This is a genomic window from Kineococcus sp. NPDC059986 (assembly GCF_040702905.1).
In the GTDB taxonomy this organism is placed as follows: Bacteria; Actinomycetota; Actinomycetes; order Actinomycetales; family Kineococcaceae; genus Kineococcus.
The window spans coordinates 1-13,902 of sequence record NZ_JBFBND010000003.1 but is presented as its reverse complement, the minus strand read 5'-3'; the positions used below and the strand labels follow the sequence as shown (position 1 = coordinate 13,902).

The window sequence follows — 13,902 nt, the reverse complement described above, 5'->3', positions numbered from 1 at the left end:
GCACCACCCGGGGCAGGATGAAGCCGTGACGACCACCACGCCCGGGACGACGCGTGCGCTGGGCGGCCTGCTGCGCGAGTTCCGGCGCGGCTGCCCGCTGGAGGGGACCGGCTTCGCGCGCGGCGCCCGGCGCACCCCGGGGCTGCGGCGTGAGGAGCTCGCGCTGCTGGCGGGCGTCTCGGTCGACTACCTCGTCCAGCTCGAGCAGGGCCGGGCGGCTCGGCCCTCGGCGCCCGTCGTCGCCGCGCTGTCCCGCGCCCTGCGCCTGACCGACGAGGACACCGCCCTCCTGCACCGCGCCGCAGGCCTCGCCGCGCCCACGGGTGCGGTGCGACGTGACGTGCCCGTCGCCGCCGAGCGGCTGGTCGAACGGCTCGGCCCGCTGCCGGCCGCGGTCTACTCCGCGGACTGGTGGGTGCTGCGCTGGAACCCCGCGTGGACCGCACTGCTGGGCGACCCCCTGCTGAAGCGGGGACGCGAACGGAACGTCGTCTGGTACGAACTGGTCGAACCGAACCCGCGGGTCTGGGTGGATCCGGCCGAGGACGAGGTGTTCCGCGACGCGATCGTCGGGGACCTGCGGGTGGCGCTGCTGGAGCACCCCGACGACGCCGAACTGGCCGACCTCGTCGCGGCGCTGACCGAGCGGAGCCCCGAGTTCGTCGAGCGCTGGACGTCGGCGCGACCTGCGCGCTACCTCGGCATGCGCAAGCGGGTGGACCACGCCGAGGTCGGGCCCATGACGCTCGACGGCGACGTGCTCGAGGTCCCCGGCAGCGACGTCCGGGTCGTCGTGTACTCCGCTGCGCCGGGCTCCGTCGACGCCGAACGCCTTGCTCGGCTGGGCGGGGCGGGGGGTGGTGGCGGGGTCGCCACCGGCGGTGCAGGATCATCGGCACGCACCATGCGAGCCTGACCAGCCGGAGCCCAGGAGTGACGAGGAAGCCATGACGAACCCCCGCGCAGGACAGCACGCCCAACCCTCGGACCTCATCGACGTCGCGCACGTCGTCACGGCCTACTACGCCACCAAGCCCGACCCGTCCGACGTCGGCCAGCGCGTGGCCTTCGGCACGTCGGGGCACCGCGGGTCGAGCCTGGACGCGGCCTTCAACGAGGACCACATCCTCGCCACCACCCAGGCGATCGTCGACTACCGCCGCGAGCAGGGTTACGACGGCCCGCTGTTCATCGGCCGCGACACCCACGCGCTGTCCGAACCCGCCTGGGTCTCCGCCCTGGAGGTCCTCGGCGCGAACGACGTCACCGTCCTCGTCGACGACCGCGACTCCTGGACGCCGACGCCGGCCGTCTCGCACGCGATCCTCGCCGCCAACCGCGACGGCCGCACGATCCGCACGACGGGTTCCGGTCTGGCCGACGGCATCGTCGTGACGCCCTCGCACAACCCGCCCCGCGACGGCGGGTTCAAGTACAACCCGCCGAACGGCGGCCCGGCCGACACCGACGCCACCGGCTGGATCGCGGCGAAGGCGAACGCCTACCTCGAGGCCGGTCTCGACGGCGTCCGCCGGATCCCGTTCGCGAAGGCCCGCGCCGCCGCGCAGGGCTACGACTTCCTCGGCACCTACGTCGACGACCTGCCCAACGTGCTGGACATCGACGCGATCCGCGACGCGGGCATCCGCATCGGCGCCGACCCGCTCGGCGGCGCGAGCGTGGAGTTCTGGCAGGCCATCGCCGACCGGCACCGCATCGACCTCACCGTCGTCAACCCCCTCGTCGACCCGACCTGGCGCTTCATGACGCTGGACTGGGACGGCAAGATCCGGATGGACTGCTCCTCCCCGTCGGCGATGCACTCGGTCATCGACCGGCGCTCGGAGTTCCAGATCGCCACCGGGAACGACGCCGACTCCGACCGGCACGGCATCGTCACCCCCGACGCCGGGCTCATGAACCCGAACCACTACCTCGCCGTGGCGATCCAGTACCTGTTCTCCTCCCGCAAGGACTGGCCGGCCGGCGCCGCGATCGGCAAGACGCTGGTGTCGAGCTCGATGATCGACCGGGTCGCGCAGTCGCTGGGCCGCACGCTCCTCGAGGTCCCCGTCGGGTTCAAGTGGTTCGTCCCTGGCCTGCTCGACGCCTCGGTCGGGTTCGGCGGCGAGGAGTCCGCGGGCGCCTCGTTCCTTCGCAAGGACGGCTCGGTGTGGAGCACCGACAAGGACGGCATCCTGCTGGCCCTGCTCGCCTCGGAGATCACCGCGGTCACCGGTCGCACGCCCAGCCAGCACTACGGCGACCTCGTCGAGAGGTTCGGTCGCCCGCAGTACGTCCGCTCCGACGCCGCCGCGACGCGCGAGCAGAAGGCCACGCTGTCGAAGCTGTCGGCCGACCAGGTGTCCGCGACGGAACTCGCCGGGGAACCCATCGTGAGCAAGCTCACGGAGGCGCCGGGCAACGGTGCGGGGATCGGCGGGTTGAAGGTCGTGACGGAGTCGGCGTGGTTCGCCGCCCGCCCGTCCGGCACCGAGGACGTCTACAAGATCTACGCCGAGTCCTTCAAGGGCGCCGACCACCTGCGCCACGTCCAGCACGAGGCCCAGGAACTGGTCGACGGCGTGCTGTCCGGGAAGTAGCCGTCCCAGCAGTCGCACAGGAGTCGCATGACGAGGATCGACGCGTGGACGTGGGCGGTCCGGCTCTACAAGAGCCGGTCGCTCGCGTCCGCCGCGGTGAAGGCCGGGCACGTGCGGGTGAACGACGAGCGGGCGAAACCCGCGACGAGCGTCCACGTCGGGGACGTCGTGCGCGTCCGGGCCGAGGGCTACGAGAAGGTCTTCGAAGTCGTCCGGTTGCTGGACAAGCGCGTGAGTGCTCCCCTGGCTCAGGCGGCGTACGTCGACCACTCCCCACCCCCGCCGCCCCGGGACGAGTTCTTCGGCGCCTTCGGCACGCGCGAGCGTGGCGCGGGCCGGCCGACGAAGCGCGACCGGCGGGAGATGGACGAACTGCGAGGACGACGGTGACGCACGACCTGCCCACGCCGGAGGACCTGACCGCCGCCCAGCGGCGCGGAGACGACCTCGCCGACGCGGTGGCCGACGCCGTGCTCGACGACCCCGCGGTCCGGGGCGAGTTCGCCCTGGCGCTGCGGGAGGGCTCCTCGGCGGCGCAGCACCCCGCCGTCCGGGCGTTCGTCGCCGAGCAGGAACGGCTGGCGGACTCGGGTGACCCCGACCTCGTCGCCGCCGGTGCCCGTGCGACGTTCACGGCGCCGTTGGCCGTGCACGTGTTCGACGTCGGCGCGGGTGCGCTCATCAGCTCGTACCGCCCGCCGGGTCCGGCGGCGGTCCTCACGGGCACCGGACGGCTCGTGCACGGCACGCAGCACCGGCTGACCGAGACCGCGCGCTGGTTGTCGGCGGCCTCGCTGCCCGACGGCCTCGTCCGCGGCGCCGAGGGCTGGGTCATGACGTCGTGGGTCCGCCTGGGGCACGCGATGGTCCGCCGTGGGGTGCTGCGGGCCGGGGCGAGCGCCGACGGCGTGCTGCCGATCAGCCAGATGGACTCCGTGCGGACGTGGCTGGACTTCACGGTCGTCGCCCCGCGGTCCGCGCACCGGCTCGGCTTCGAGGTCACCGACTCCGAGTACGCCCAGTTCCTCGCGTACTGGCGGTTCCTCGGCGGACTGCTGGGGGTGGAACCCCAGCTCATCGCCGGCGCCGTCGACCGCCCTTCCGCCGCGGACCTGCTGCGCCGCGTCGACGCGCTCACCGGGCCGCCGTCGGAGGACTCGCGGGTGCTCACCGAGGCCGGGATCGAGGCCCTCGCCGGCGGACTGCGCGACCTCGTCCGCGTGCCGATGGGCCCGGGCCGCCTCGCCGCCCGCACCGTGGCCCGGCACCTGCAGGGACCCGACCTCGGCCGCGCCCTCGGTCTCGGTGACCCGGCCCCGCACGACCGGCTCGTCCCCGTCGCGGCCGCCGTGAACCGGGTCGGGTTGTCCGTGCTGCGCCGCTCCGACCGCGTCTGGAACGCCGTGGTCGAGCTGAACATCTGGACCAACCGGCGGTTCCTGCGCGAGAGCGCCGAGCTCGTCGCGTGAGGGTCGAGGGCCTCCCCAAGGCCGAACTGCACGTCCACCTCGAGGGCACGCTGGAGGCCGACCACCTCCTCGACCTCGCGCGGAAGCACGACGTGGACCTGCCCTGGCGCACCGTCGAGGAGGTCCGGGCCGCGTACGCGTTCACCGACCTGCAGTCGTTCCTCGACGTGTTCTTCGTCGGTTGCCGGGTGCTGCGCGAACGGCAGGACTTCGCCGACCTCGCCCACCGGTACCTGGTGCGCGCCGCCGCGGACGGGGTCGTGCGGGCCGAGGTGTTCTTCGGCGTGCAGACGTTCCTGGCCCTCGGGGTGCCGCTCGCCGACCAGCTCGACGGGATCCTCGACGGGTTCGCCCGCGCGCGGGACGAGACCGGCATCGACGCGGCGCTCATCACGTCGGCGCAGCGGCACCGCACCGAGGACGACGCGCTCGCCATGGTCGACGCCGTCATGCCCTGGGCGGACCGCATCGTGGGTTTCGGGCTGGGCTCCACCGAGCTCGGGAACCCGCCCTCGAGGTTCGCGCGGTACTTCGCCACGGTCCGCGACCGGGGTTTCCACGCCACCGCGCACGCCGGTGAGGAGGGGGGACCGGAGTACGTCCGGGAGGCCCTCGACGTGGGTGTGCAGCGCATCGACCACGGGGTCCGGTCCGTCGAGGACCCCGACCTCGTCGCCCTGCTGGCCCGCGACCAGGTCCCCCTGACGATGTGCCCGCTGTCGAACCAACGCCTGCAGGTCACCCCCGACCTGGCGACCCACCCGCTCCGGACGTTGCTCGACGCCGGCGTCCTCGTCACCGTGAACTCCGACGACCCCGGCTACTTCGGGGGCTACGTCGCCGACAACTACCGCGCCGTCCAGGATGCCCTGGACCTGTCCGACGACGACCTGGACCAGTTGGCGCGCAACAGCCTCAGCGCGACCTGGGCAGGTCCGCCAGCCACGACCTGACCTCCGCGAGAGTGAGGACGGGGCCAGCGGCACCGAACGCGATGCGCGCGTCCTTCTCCCCCGGCTTGCCGCTGGTGAGCAGGTACCCGGGGTGCCGGTTCGTCGGCGCCTCCAACGTCCACCCCTTGCGGGACGCCTCGCGGCGCAGGGCGTCGAACTCCTCGTCCGAACCGCCGGCGCTCACGACGCCACCGCGCAGCGGGCCGGCGCCGACGGGTCCGCGCGGTAGGCCTGCCCGGCGCGGATGACGTCGTCGAGCTTGTCCCGCGTGGCGGTCAGCTCCTCCAGCTGCGCCTGGACGCGCGCCCGCTCCGCCAGGAGCCGGTCCTGCATCTCGTCGGTCAGGACGCCGTGGTCCATGCACGGCAGGATCCGCAGGACGGCCTTGCTGCCGAGCCCGGCGGCGTAGAGGTTCTGGATGAACCGGACCCGGTCGACGGCCGCGTCGGCGTAGTGGCGCTGCCCGCCCGGGCTGCGTTCGGAGTGCAGGAGACCCTGCTCCTCGTAGTACCGCAGCGCCCGCACGCTGACCCCCGACCGCTGAGCGACCTCACCGATGCGCACCGCGCCCACCCCTCCCGAACTCGTCCGTCTCAGGACTTGACCCTGACGTCGGCGTCAGGTCCTAGCGTAGCGGCCATGACCACCTGGAACACCACCACCGCCCTCGTCACCGGCGCCAACCGCGGCATCGGCCGCCACTTCGCCACGGAACTGCTGGCCCGGGGCGCCACCGTCTACGCGGCGGCCCGCCGTCCGGAGACGATCGACCTGCCGGGTGTCACCCCCGTCGCGCTCGACATCACCGACCCCGCCTCGGTGGCGGCCGCAGCCGCACTGGCGTCCGACGTCGACCTGCTGGTGAACAACGCCGGGATCTCCGCCGGCGGGACGCTCCTCGGCGACCTGGACGCCGTCCGCACCGACATGGACGTGAACTTCTGGGGGACCCTGTCGATGGTCCGCGCCTTCGCCCCCGTGCTCGCGGCCAACGGCGGCGGCACGGTCGTCAACGTGGCCTCCGCGCTGTCGTGGTTCGCCTTCCCCGGGGCGGGTGCGTACGCGGTGTCGAAGGCCGCGAACTGGAACATGAGCAACGCCCTGCGCTTCGAACTGGCCGGTCAGGGCACGAACGTCGTGTCCGTCCACCTCGGGGCAGCCGACACCGAGATGGCCCGCGGTCTCGAGGGCCCCAAGACCGACCCCGCCGACGTCGCGCAACGGACCCTCGACGCCGTCGCCGCGGGGGCGTTCGAGGTCGTCGTCGACGACTGGAGCGAGATGGTCAAGGCGTCCCTGGCGAAGGACCCGCGAGAGTTCTACGAACGGTTCCTCAAGGCCTGACCGTTCGCCCGGAGTTGTCCCGCGGGTCACCTGGCCGGCGCACAGCCGGACCACACTCCGGGCATGGCCACCCGCACCGACCGACGCACGTTCCTCGCCGCGACGGGTGCCGTCGCCGGGCTCGCCGCCGCCACCGGCGCGGGGGTGAGCCCCGCGGACGCGAGCAGCGGCCGGCACCGCGACGACGACCCGTTCACCCTGGGCGTCGCGTCCGGCGACCCCACGGCCGACGGCGTCGTGCTGTGGACGCGACTGGCCCCGGACCCCTTCGCCGCCGACGGCGGCATGGGCGGTCGCGCGGTCCCCGTGGAGTGGCGCGTCTGCACCGACGAGGCCATGCGGTGCGAGGTCGCCCGGGGCCGCGCACTGGCCGCCCCCGAACTCGCGCACTCGGTCCACGTCGAGGTCACCGGGTTGCGACCCGACCGGGAGCACCACTACCAGTTCCGGTACCGCCGGGCCGTCTCCCCCGTCGGCCGGACGCGCACCCTTCCCGACCCGCGGACATGCCCGCCGGAACTGCGCTTCGCGTTCGTCTCGTGCCAGGACTTCGCCTCCGGGTACTACCCGTCCTACGCGGACATCGCCGCGCAGGACCTGGGGTTCGTCCTGCACCTGGGCGACTACGTCTACGAGGGGGAGGTCGACGCCCGCGGCGGGTACCGGAACTCCCCCGTCCCCGAACCCGCCCGTGCCGCCCCCCGCACGCTGGAGCAGTGGCGCGCGCGGTACGCCCTCTACAAGAGCGACCCCCTGCTGCAGGCCGCCCACGCCCGGCACCCGTTCGTCGTGACGTGGGACGACCACGAGGTCGCCGACGACTACGCCGGGACGGCCGCCGAGGGGCAGCCCGACCTCGCGGCCGTGCGGGCGGCCGCCTACCAGGCGTACTACGAGCACCAGCCGTTGCGTCGCGCCTCCATCCCCCGCCCCGACGGAGGGCTGCGGCTGTACCGCGGAGTGGAGTTCGGGACCCTCGCCTCGCTGAGCGTCCTCGACGGGCGCCAGTACCGGACCGTCCCCGCCGGGACGTGGGGGGAGGGACCCGAGGTGCGGGACCCGGCCGCGACGATGCTCGGGCGGGAGCAGGAGCGGTGGCTGGACCGCCGGCTGCACTCCTCCCGGGCCCGCTGGAACGTGCTGGGGAACAACGTGATGGTCGCCGGTCTCGACCACGACGGGCCGACCGGCGACGTCGTCTGGCACGACTCCTGGGACGGGTACCCCGTCGCCCGCGAACGCCTGTTCCGGTCGTTGGAGAGTTCCCGCGCGTCGAACCCGGTCTTCGTCACGGGCGACTGGCACTCGACGTTCGTCAGCGACGTGCACCGCCAGGTGGAACGCCCCGCCGACTCGCCCGTCATCGCCACCGAGTTCGTCGGGACGTCGATCTCCTCCAACGGGGACCGCGAGGTCTACGGGCCCTACTACGGCCCCATGATCGCGTACAACCCCCAGGTGAGGTTCTTCGACGGCGACCGCCGCGGGTACGTCCTGTGCACCGTGACGCCCGGCCAGTGGCGGACGGAACTGCGCATGACACCGACCGTGTCCACGCCGGACGCGCCGTCGGCGACCTGGCGCGAGTTCGTGGTCGAGGACGGCCGACCGGGCGCCGTCGAGGTCTGACCTCAGGCCGGCCGGAACCCGCGCTCGCCCAGCACGGCCAGCAGGTGCCGCGCGTTCTCCTCCGGCGGGGTCGAGGTCGTGTCGATCGTCACGGCCTCCTCCGCCGGGGGCTGGAACAGCCGCGTCGTCTGCGTGTACCGCCGGTACCCCTCGGGGTCGGCGCCCTTGCGCGCGGCGATGCGGTCGGGGTTGTCGATGCGGCTGACCTGCTCGTCGAGGTCGCACGTCAGCACGACCGCGAGGAAGAGCGAACCCCGGCGGTGGGCGAGGGACCGCACCACGCCGTACTGCTCCGGGGCGTCCGGACCGTCCTCGACCACGTTCGTGAAGACGTAGCTGTTCGACGCCGGCGCGATCTCCTCGATCGCCCGGACCACCGCGTCCCGGATCGGGACGACGTGGTCCCACACCTGCGGGGGCAGCGGGAACACCCCGTCCCAGCGGAACAGTTCCAGGACCGGCCGGCTCACGAGGGCGTTGTCGACGAGGACCCCGTCGAGCAGCCCGGCGAGGTGCCGGCCGACCGTGCGCTTGCCCATGCCCGGGTACCCGAGCATGAACACGACGCAGGTCTCGAAGGAGGGGCCGGTCACGGGGTCAGCCCGTTCCCGTCGGGGAGCCTTCGCACCGGTCGTCGCGCGCCACCCTCGAGGACGGCCTCGATCCGCCTCACCTGCCCCTCGACCAGCACGAGGTCAGTGGTCCCCAACCCTCCGTGGTGGGTCTCGGCGAGGCGGCTCGTCCCGTCGTCACCGCTCACCCGTGCGCACCGGAACGAGACCCGTTGGCTCCGCTCGACGGCGTCACCGCAGCACTCGTGCTCCCAGCCGCCCACCTCGACCTCGACGTCCACCCCGACGTCCACCTCACCCTCCACCCGGGCACCGTAGGCACGTCCGGTCGACCGGGGCGAGGGGATTCCCGCGGCGTCCGTCGGGCTGGGCTCACCCCCACGGCAGCGCGCTGCGCGTCGCCCAGTACGTCCCCGGCGCCTCGACGACCCCGTCCGGGACGGCGGCCGGGGGCCGCGCGGCGAGGTTCTGCGCCAGCTGCTCCCGCGTGACGGCGCCGCTGAGGACGACGTCGACGAAGGGCTGGGCCAGGGCCGCGCCGAGGGCGAACGCGTCGACGGTCTGCCCGTCGACGCCGGCCAGGGCGCTGATCGCCGGGTCCGCGCCGTGGGCCGCGAGGCGTCCGTTGGCGACGCCCTCCTTGACCACGACGAGCCAGCCGGCGTCGTGCGCCTCGGCGAGGGCCGGCCCGACGGAACGCTCGAGGAGGTTCCACGTCGACTGCACCGCTGTGAAGGGCGTGGACAGCGACAGCGCGCGCTCCAGGACCGCCCCCTGCGCCGGCCCGCTCGTCGAGATCCCGACCCGCACGCCCGTCGCGGCGAGGTCGGTGAGGGCGCGCAGCAGGAGTTCGTCGTCGAGGGCGCCGGAGTCGGGGGTGACGGAGTGGACGAGGTACACGTCGGGCGGGCCGCCGAGGGCGTCCACCGTCTCGGGCCACTGCCGCTCGAAGACGGCGAGGGAGTGGTCCTTGCGCTCGTGGACGTCGGCGACGAGGGACCAGCCGCCGACGTACTCGTACCCCCACTTCGACCCGACCGTCAGCTGCTCCCGACGACCCGGGTGGGCGGCGAGCCAGGCGCCGAGGAAGCGCTCGGCGTAGCCGTACGAGCGGGCCACGTCGACGTACCGGACGCCGGCGTCCCACGCCGCGTCGAGCAGGTCGTGGCACCGGGCCTGCAGCTCCTCGACGGAGCGTGCCGCGGCTAGGTCCTGCTCGCGGCCGAGTGTGATGTAGGCCGGTCGACCGACCGCGGCCAGGCCCAGTCCGAGCCGGTGCACCCAGGGAGTGGTGTTCGTCACGCGGGTAGGTTAGGCGCGGGTCCCACCACGGGGCCCGTCTGCGAGTCCCCCCACGAGTCTCGAGTGGAGACGCATGAACAACGCGCTGGGCGCCACCACGAGCGCCGGCCCCACCGTCTTCGTCGTCTACGGCGCCAGCGGTGACCTGGCCAAGCGGCTCGTCATGCCGGGCTTCGCGGCCCTGGCCGCCGCCGACCTGCTGCCCGAACGCTGGGTCCTCATCGGCAGCGGCCGCCGCGCGACGCCCGACGACACGTACCGCGACAACGTCCGCGACGGCCTGCAGGAGTTCGCCCGCGGCAAGAACGGCGTGACCGACGAGGTCATCGAGTCGATCCTGCCCGGTCTGCGCTTCGCGGGCGGCGGCTTCACCGCCGAGGACCCGGGCGAGCTGCTCGACGCGATCGCCGCGGCGAAGGAGGAGGTCGGACAGGACGCGCAGGTCGTCCACTACCTCGCCCTGCCGCCCTCGACGTTCGAGTCGTACACGAAGGCCATCGCTGCGCACGGCCTCGCCGACGGCACCCGCGTCGTCTACGAGAAGCCCTACGGCACGTCGCCGCAGTCCTTCGAGGAGCTCGACCAGCTCGTCCTGTCGGTCTTCGACGAGCAGCAGGTCTTCCGCATCGACCACTTCCTCGGCAAGGAGGCGACGCAGCAGCTGCACGTCATCCGGTTCGCCAACCGGATGATCGAGCAACTGTGGTCCAACGAGCACGTCGCCCAGGTCCAGATCGACGTCCCCGAGGTCCTCGGCGTCGACGACCGGGCCACCTTCTACGACGAGACCGGCGCGACGCTGGACATGCTCGTCACGCACCTGCTGCAGGTGGCCGCCGAGGTCGCCCTCGACCCGCCCGCCGACTGGACGTCGGACGCCCTCGCCAGCGCGCGCGAGGCGGTCCTGGCGAAGTTCCGTCCCATGGACCCGGCCGAGGTCATTCTCGGGCAGGGCACGGGCTACCGGGAGATCAAGGACGTCCGCGAGGGCTCGACGACGGACACGTTCGTCGCGGCCCGGGTGTGGGTGGACACCGAGCGCTGGCAAGGCGTGCCCTTCGTCCTGCGCACCGGCAAGAAGCTCGCCGAAAGCCACCAGCACGTGACCCTCGTCTTCAAGCGCCCGCTGAACTCGCCCCTGAAGGACGACGAGGCGGCCCCCGAGACGCTCACGTTCACCTTGTCGGGCAACGGTTCCCTCTTCGCCGGGGTCACGGCCCGCCGCCCGGGTGTGTCCGACGACCTGGTCCCGGGCAAGCTCTACCTCGACCTGGCCGAGCTGCCGAACGCCGAGCCGCTCCCGCCGTACGCCGCGCTGCTGCGCGACGTGCTCATCGGCGACCGCGCGCTCTTCACGACGTCGGCCGGGCTGCGCGACGCGTGGCGGGTCGCCGCGCCGATGCTGGACCACCGTCCCGAGCTGCACCCCTACGAACCCGGCTCGTGGGGCCCGGAGGCCGCCGAGGCCATCGCCGCCCCCTACGGCTGGCTGACGGAGAAGCGCGCCTGACGCAGGACCCGTCCGTGCGCCGTCGTCCCCCGGGGCGGCGGCGCACTGTCGTCCCCGACCTCGACGGCACTCTCGCCCCCGGTGACGCCTTCGGCGCGTTCCTGCTCCGGAGGTGGCTGCGCTCACCGCTGCGCCTCCTGGCGGCCCTCACCCTCGCGCCCCTGGTCCTGCTGCGCCGCCGCGCCGAGCTGCTCGTCGTCGCGACGGCCACCGTGGGGACGACGGACGCCGCGCTGCACCAGCAGTGGCGTGAGCTCGCGCTGCGGCACACGCGTGGGGGCGGCGTCCGCGAAGCGCTCGACCGGTTCGCCGCCCACCGGGCGGCCGGTGACCGGGTCGTCGTCGCCACCGCCTGCGCCGAGCCGCTGGCCCGGCTCGTCCTCGACGCCCTCGGGGTGGGCGACGTCGAGCTCGTGGCCACCGCCCACGAGCACCGACGGTGGCGGACTCCGCGGGCGAGCCCGATCCGTGGGGAGGCGAAGGTCGAGGCGCTGCGCCGGGCGGGCGTCGACCTGCCCGTGGACGAGGCCTACAGCGACAGCCTCCGCGACCTCCCGCTGCTGCGAGCGGCGCGGACGCCGCACCTCGTCCGGCCGCGACGGCGCGACCTCGTCCGCTGGCACGCCCACCTGGGTGCGGTGGAGGTCCTGGGTCCACCACGGTGAGGGGTCACCCCCCGCGACGGCGTTGCTCCGACCGGCGGGTACCGGGTGCCACCCCGTTCGGTGGGGGTGCGAACGCGCCGATGGAGAGGGGTGCCGCGCACGCGCCGACCGGCCACCCCCTTCGCGGGGTGGACCGGTGCCCTGGTCCGATCGCTGAGCCCGCGCGATGCGCGCGCCGCTCAGCGGTGGGCGTGCGCCACGATCGTGTCGGCGATGCTGACGAGCTTCGTCGTGCAGGGGCTGACGTCCCCCGACGGGACGAACGCGGCCGCCGTCGGTTCCACGGCCCTCGTCCTCGGGGTGGCGGCCCTCGTCCTGCGCCTGCCCGCCGGCGTCGTCGCACCGTGGGTGGTGTGCGTCCCGCTCCTCGGGATCGCGCTCATCGTCAAGCTCGACCTGCCCAGCGGGGATGCGGGGGTGACGGGACAGGTGTTCTTCATCGTGCCGGTCATCTGGGCCGCGACGCACCTGCGCTGGGGCGGTACCGCGCTGGTGGCGGCCGCCACCGTCGCCGGGGAGGCGGTCGTCGTCGTCCTGTTGCTGCCCTGGGAGCAGGCGCTGGTCGACGGGACCGCGCTCTCCGGTCTCGTCGTGGTCATCGCCGTGGTCCTGGGTCGGGCCGCGGCGAACCGGGAGCGGCTCGTCGAGCAGCTCGCCGCGCACGCGGGCGTGGACCCCCTCACGGGGTTGGTGACACGCCGCGTCCTGGACGACGCCACCTCCCGGCTGCGGGCGGTGCCGAGGGTCCAGGCCGCGCTCGTGCTGCTCGACCTCGACCGCTTCAAGGACATCAACGACACCCACGGCCACCTCGGTGGCGACGCGGCGCTCGTCCACGTGGCGGCCGTCCTGCGCGGGTGCTGCCGGCCCGGCGACGTCGTCGCGCGGATGGGCGGCGACGAGCTCGCGGTCCTGCTCGTCGACACGTCGGCACAGGCCGCCGCCGGGCGGGCCGAACAGTTCGTCGACGCGGTCCGCCGGTCTCCGCTGCGCCTGCCCGACGGCAGCGTCGTCCCGTTGTCCGTCAGCGCCGGAGCGGCTCCACTGACCCCCGCGTCCGGCGGAACCGACCCGTACGCGGTGGCCGACGCCGCGCTCTACGCCGCCAAGCGCGCAGGACGCGACCGCGTCGTCGCCGTCGGCGTCAGTGCGTGAGGCGGTACTTCAGCAGCGCCGCACCCCAGCCGAGAGCCGCCAGGACGAGCCCGGCGGCGAACGTCCGGACGGACGGTCGCCGCCCTCGGACGCGGCCGACGACCCAGCCGAGCGCCGCGAGGCGCAGGACGGTCACGGCGACGGCCAGGTCCAGCGCGAGCGACGTGCTCCAGGTCCCCGTGAGGGCGGGGACCATCAACAACGCCGGACCGACGGCCGCGGAGACGATGGGGAGGGCGTCGCGCACCTCGTGCAGGAGGACGCCCCGGGTGACGTGGCCGGAGCGGATGCTCAGCCCGAGCGCGTCGGCGAGGACGTGGGCGACGAACGTCGAGACGGCCGTGCCGAGGACGTAGGTGACGCCCTTGGCCCGGGTCAGGTCGGCCGGGGCGAGGGCGATGAGCGCCGCGAGCACGAGGACGTCCCCGTAGAGGTAGGCCGACACCCGGGCGGCCGCCCGGTCCCGGGCGTCGTGCACGGCTGGGCTGTCCTGCGCTGGCTGCACGCCGGGGACGCTACCGCCGGGTCGCGGGGTCCCCGCCGGGAACCCTGCGAGGTCCGGCCGTCAGGCGGAGCGGGCCGTCTGGTCCTCGGTGGGGACGGTGACGGCGCCGGTCATGATGGCCACACCCTCACCCATCGTGTGCGACTGCGGAGTGATCACCGCCGCCCGACGACCCAACCGCTGCACATGGATCCG

General features: G+C 73.8%; 16 protein-coding genes and 1 pseudogene. 10 read left to right on the top strand and 7 right to left on the bottom strand.

The genetic code is table 11. The annotated features are described in order from the left end of the window. The first annotated feature begins 25 nt into the window (after positions 1-25). The 5 genes from AB0637_RS03450 to AB0637_RS03430 are packed head-to-tail and all read left to right on the top strand — an operon-like array spanning position 26 to position 5,025. A complete protein-coding gene (locus tag AB0637_RS03450) occupies positions 26-916 on the top strand; it encodes a helix-turn-helix transcriptional regulator (RefSeq protein WP_366169773.1) in 891 nt (296 codons plus the stop codon). A 31-nt stretch (positions 917-947) separates the two neighbouring features. Further along, positions 948-2,603, top strand: a complete 1,656-nt coding sequence (pgm, locus tag AB0637_RS03445) for a phosphoglucomutase (alpha-D-glucose-1,6-bisphosphate-dependent) (protein WP_366169772.1) — start codon at positions 948-950, stop codon at positions 2,601-2,603. A gap of 27 nt (positions 2,604-2,630) precedes the next feature. Beyond that, positions 2,631-2,993: an RNA-binding S4 domain-containing protein gene (locus AB0637_RS03440; protein ID WP_366169771.1), complete on the top strand. Its 363-nt coding sequence runs from the start codon at positions 2,631-2,633 to the stop codon at positions 2,991-2,993. Further along, positions 2,990-4,072 carry an oxygenase MpaB family protein gene (locus AB0637_RS03435; protein WP_366169770.1) on the top strand — a complete coding sequence of 361 codons (1,083 nt, stop codon included), beginning with the start codon at positions 2,990-2,992 and terminating at the stop codon, positions 4,070-4,072. Before AB0637_RS03440 ends, AB0637_RS03435 begins: the two co-directional genes overlap by 4 nt. After that, entirely contained in the window at positions 4,069-5,025 is a 957-nt protein-coding gene (locus AB0637_RS03430) for an adenosine deaminase (RefSeq protein ID WP_366169769.1), read from the top strand. Before AB0637_RS03435 ends, AB0637_RS03430 begins: the two co-directional genes overlap by 4 nt. Here the strand turns inward: AB0637_RS03430 and AB0637_RS03425 are convergent. Then, complete coding sequence (locus AB0637_RS03425; protein WP_366169768.1) at positions 4,988-5,209, bottom strand: hypothetical protein; 222 nt, start codon at positions 5,207-5,209, stop codon at positions 4,988-4,990. The genes AB0637_RS03430 and AB0637_RS03425 overlap by 38 nt on opposite strands. Beyond that, entirely contained in the window at positions 5,206-5,589 is a 384-nt protein-coding gene (locus AB0637_RS03420) for a MerR family transcriptional regulator (RefSeq protein WP_366169767.1), read from the bottom strand. The genes AB0637_RS03425 and AB0637_RS03420 overlap by 4 nt, the downstream gene beginning before the upstream one ends. 75 nt (positions 5,590-5,664) lie before the next feature. Here AB0637_RS03420 and AB0637_RS03415 point away from each other — a divergent pair, with 75 nt between their 5' ends. Further along, positions 5,665-6,369: an SDR family oxidoreductase gene (locus tag AB0637_RS03415; protein WP_366169766.1), complete on the top strand. Its 705-nt coding sequence runs from the start codon at positions 5,665-5,667 to the stop codon at positions 6,367-6,369. A gap of 63 nt (positions 6,370-6,432) precedes the next feature. Further along, positions 6,433-7,998: an alkaline phosphatase D family protein gene (locus AB0637_RS03410; RefSeq protein WP_366169765.1), complete on the top strand. Its 1,566-nt coding sequence runs from the start codon at positions 6,433-6,435 to the stop codon at positions 7,996-7,998. Between the two features lie 2 nt (positions 7,999-8,000). On the opposite strand, the gene AB0637_RS03405 is transcribed toward AB0637_RS03410, so the two are convergent. From AB0637_RS03405 to AB0637_RS03395, 3 genes are all read right to left on the bottom strand, one after another. Next, positions 8,001-8,591, bottom strand: coding sequence for a hypothetical protein (locus AB0637_RS03405; protein WP_366169764.1), 591 nt, complete (start codon positions 8,589-8,591; stop codon positions 8,001-8,003). Continuing rightward, complete coding sequence (locus AB0637_RS03400; protein ID WP_366169763.1) at positions 8,588-8,875, bottom strand: DUF6578 domain-containing protein; 288 nt, start codon at positions 8,873-8,875, stop codon at positions 8,588-8,590. Before AB0637_RS03400 ends, AB0637_RS03405 begins: the two co-directional genes overlap by 4 nt. 67 nt (positions 8,876-8,942) lie before the next feature. Then, positions 8,943-9,872: an aldo/keto reductase gene (locus AB0637_RS03395; RefSeq protein ID WP_366169762.1), complete on the bottom strand. Its 930-nt coding sequence runs from the start codon at positions 9,870-9,872 to the stop codon at positions 8,943-8,945. 73 nt (positions 9,873-9,945) lie between these two features. On the opposite strand from AB0637_RS03395, the gene AB0637_RS03390 reads away from it, so the two are divergent. From AB0637_RS03390 to AB0637_RS03380, 3 genes are all read left to right on the top strand, one after another. Further along, a complete protein-coding gene (locus tag AB0637_RS03390; protein ID WP_366169761.1) occupies positions 9,946-11,382 on the top strand; it encodes a glucose-6-phosphate dehydrogenase in 1,437 nt (478 codons plus the stop codon). Between the two features lie 14 nt (positions 11,383-11,396). Beyond that, positions 11,397-12,047, top strand: a complete 651-nt coding sequence (locus AB0637_RS03385) for a haloacid dehalogenase-like hydrolase (protein WP_366169760.1) — start codon at positions 11,397-11,399, stop codon at positions 12,045-12,047. Positions 12,048-12,137: 90 nt separating this feature from the next. Beyond that, positions 12,138-13,202 carry a GGDEF domain-containing protein gene (locus tag AB0637_RS03380; protein ID WP_366169759.1) on the top strand — a complete coding sequence of 355 codons (1,065 nt, stop codon included), beginning with the start codon at positions 12,138-12,140 and terminating at the stop codon, positions 13,200-13,202. Here AB0637_RS03380 and AB0637_RS03375 read toward each other — a convergent pair. Both AB0637_RS03375 and AB0637_RS03370 read right to left on the bottom strand, forming a co-directional pair. After that, positions 13,192-13,707: a hypothetical protein gene (locus AB0637_RS03375; protein WP_366169758.1), complete on the bottom strand. Its 516-nt coding sequence runs from the start codon at positions 13,705-13,707 to the stop codon at positions 13,192-13,194. The two genes, AB0637_RS03380 and AB0637_RS03375, sit on opposite strands and share 11 nt — an antisense overlap. Positions 13,708-13,767: 60 nt before the next feature. Then, positions 13,768-13,902 (bottom strand): annotated as a pseudogene (locus AB0637_RS03370) (sugar ABC transporter ATP-binding protein); the annotation flags it as partial.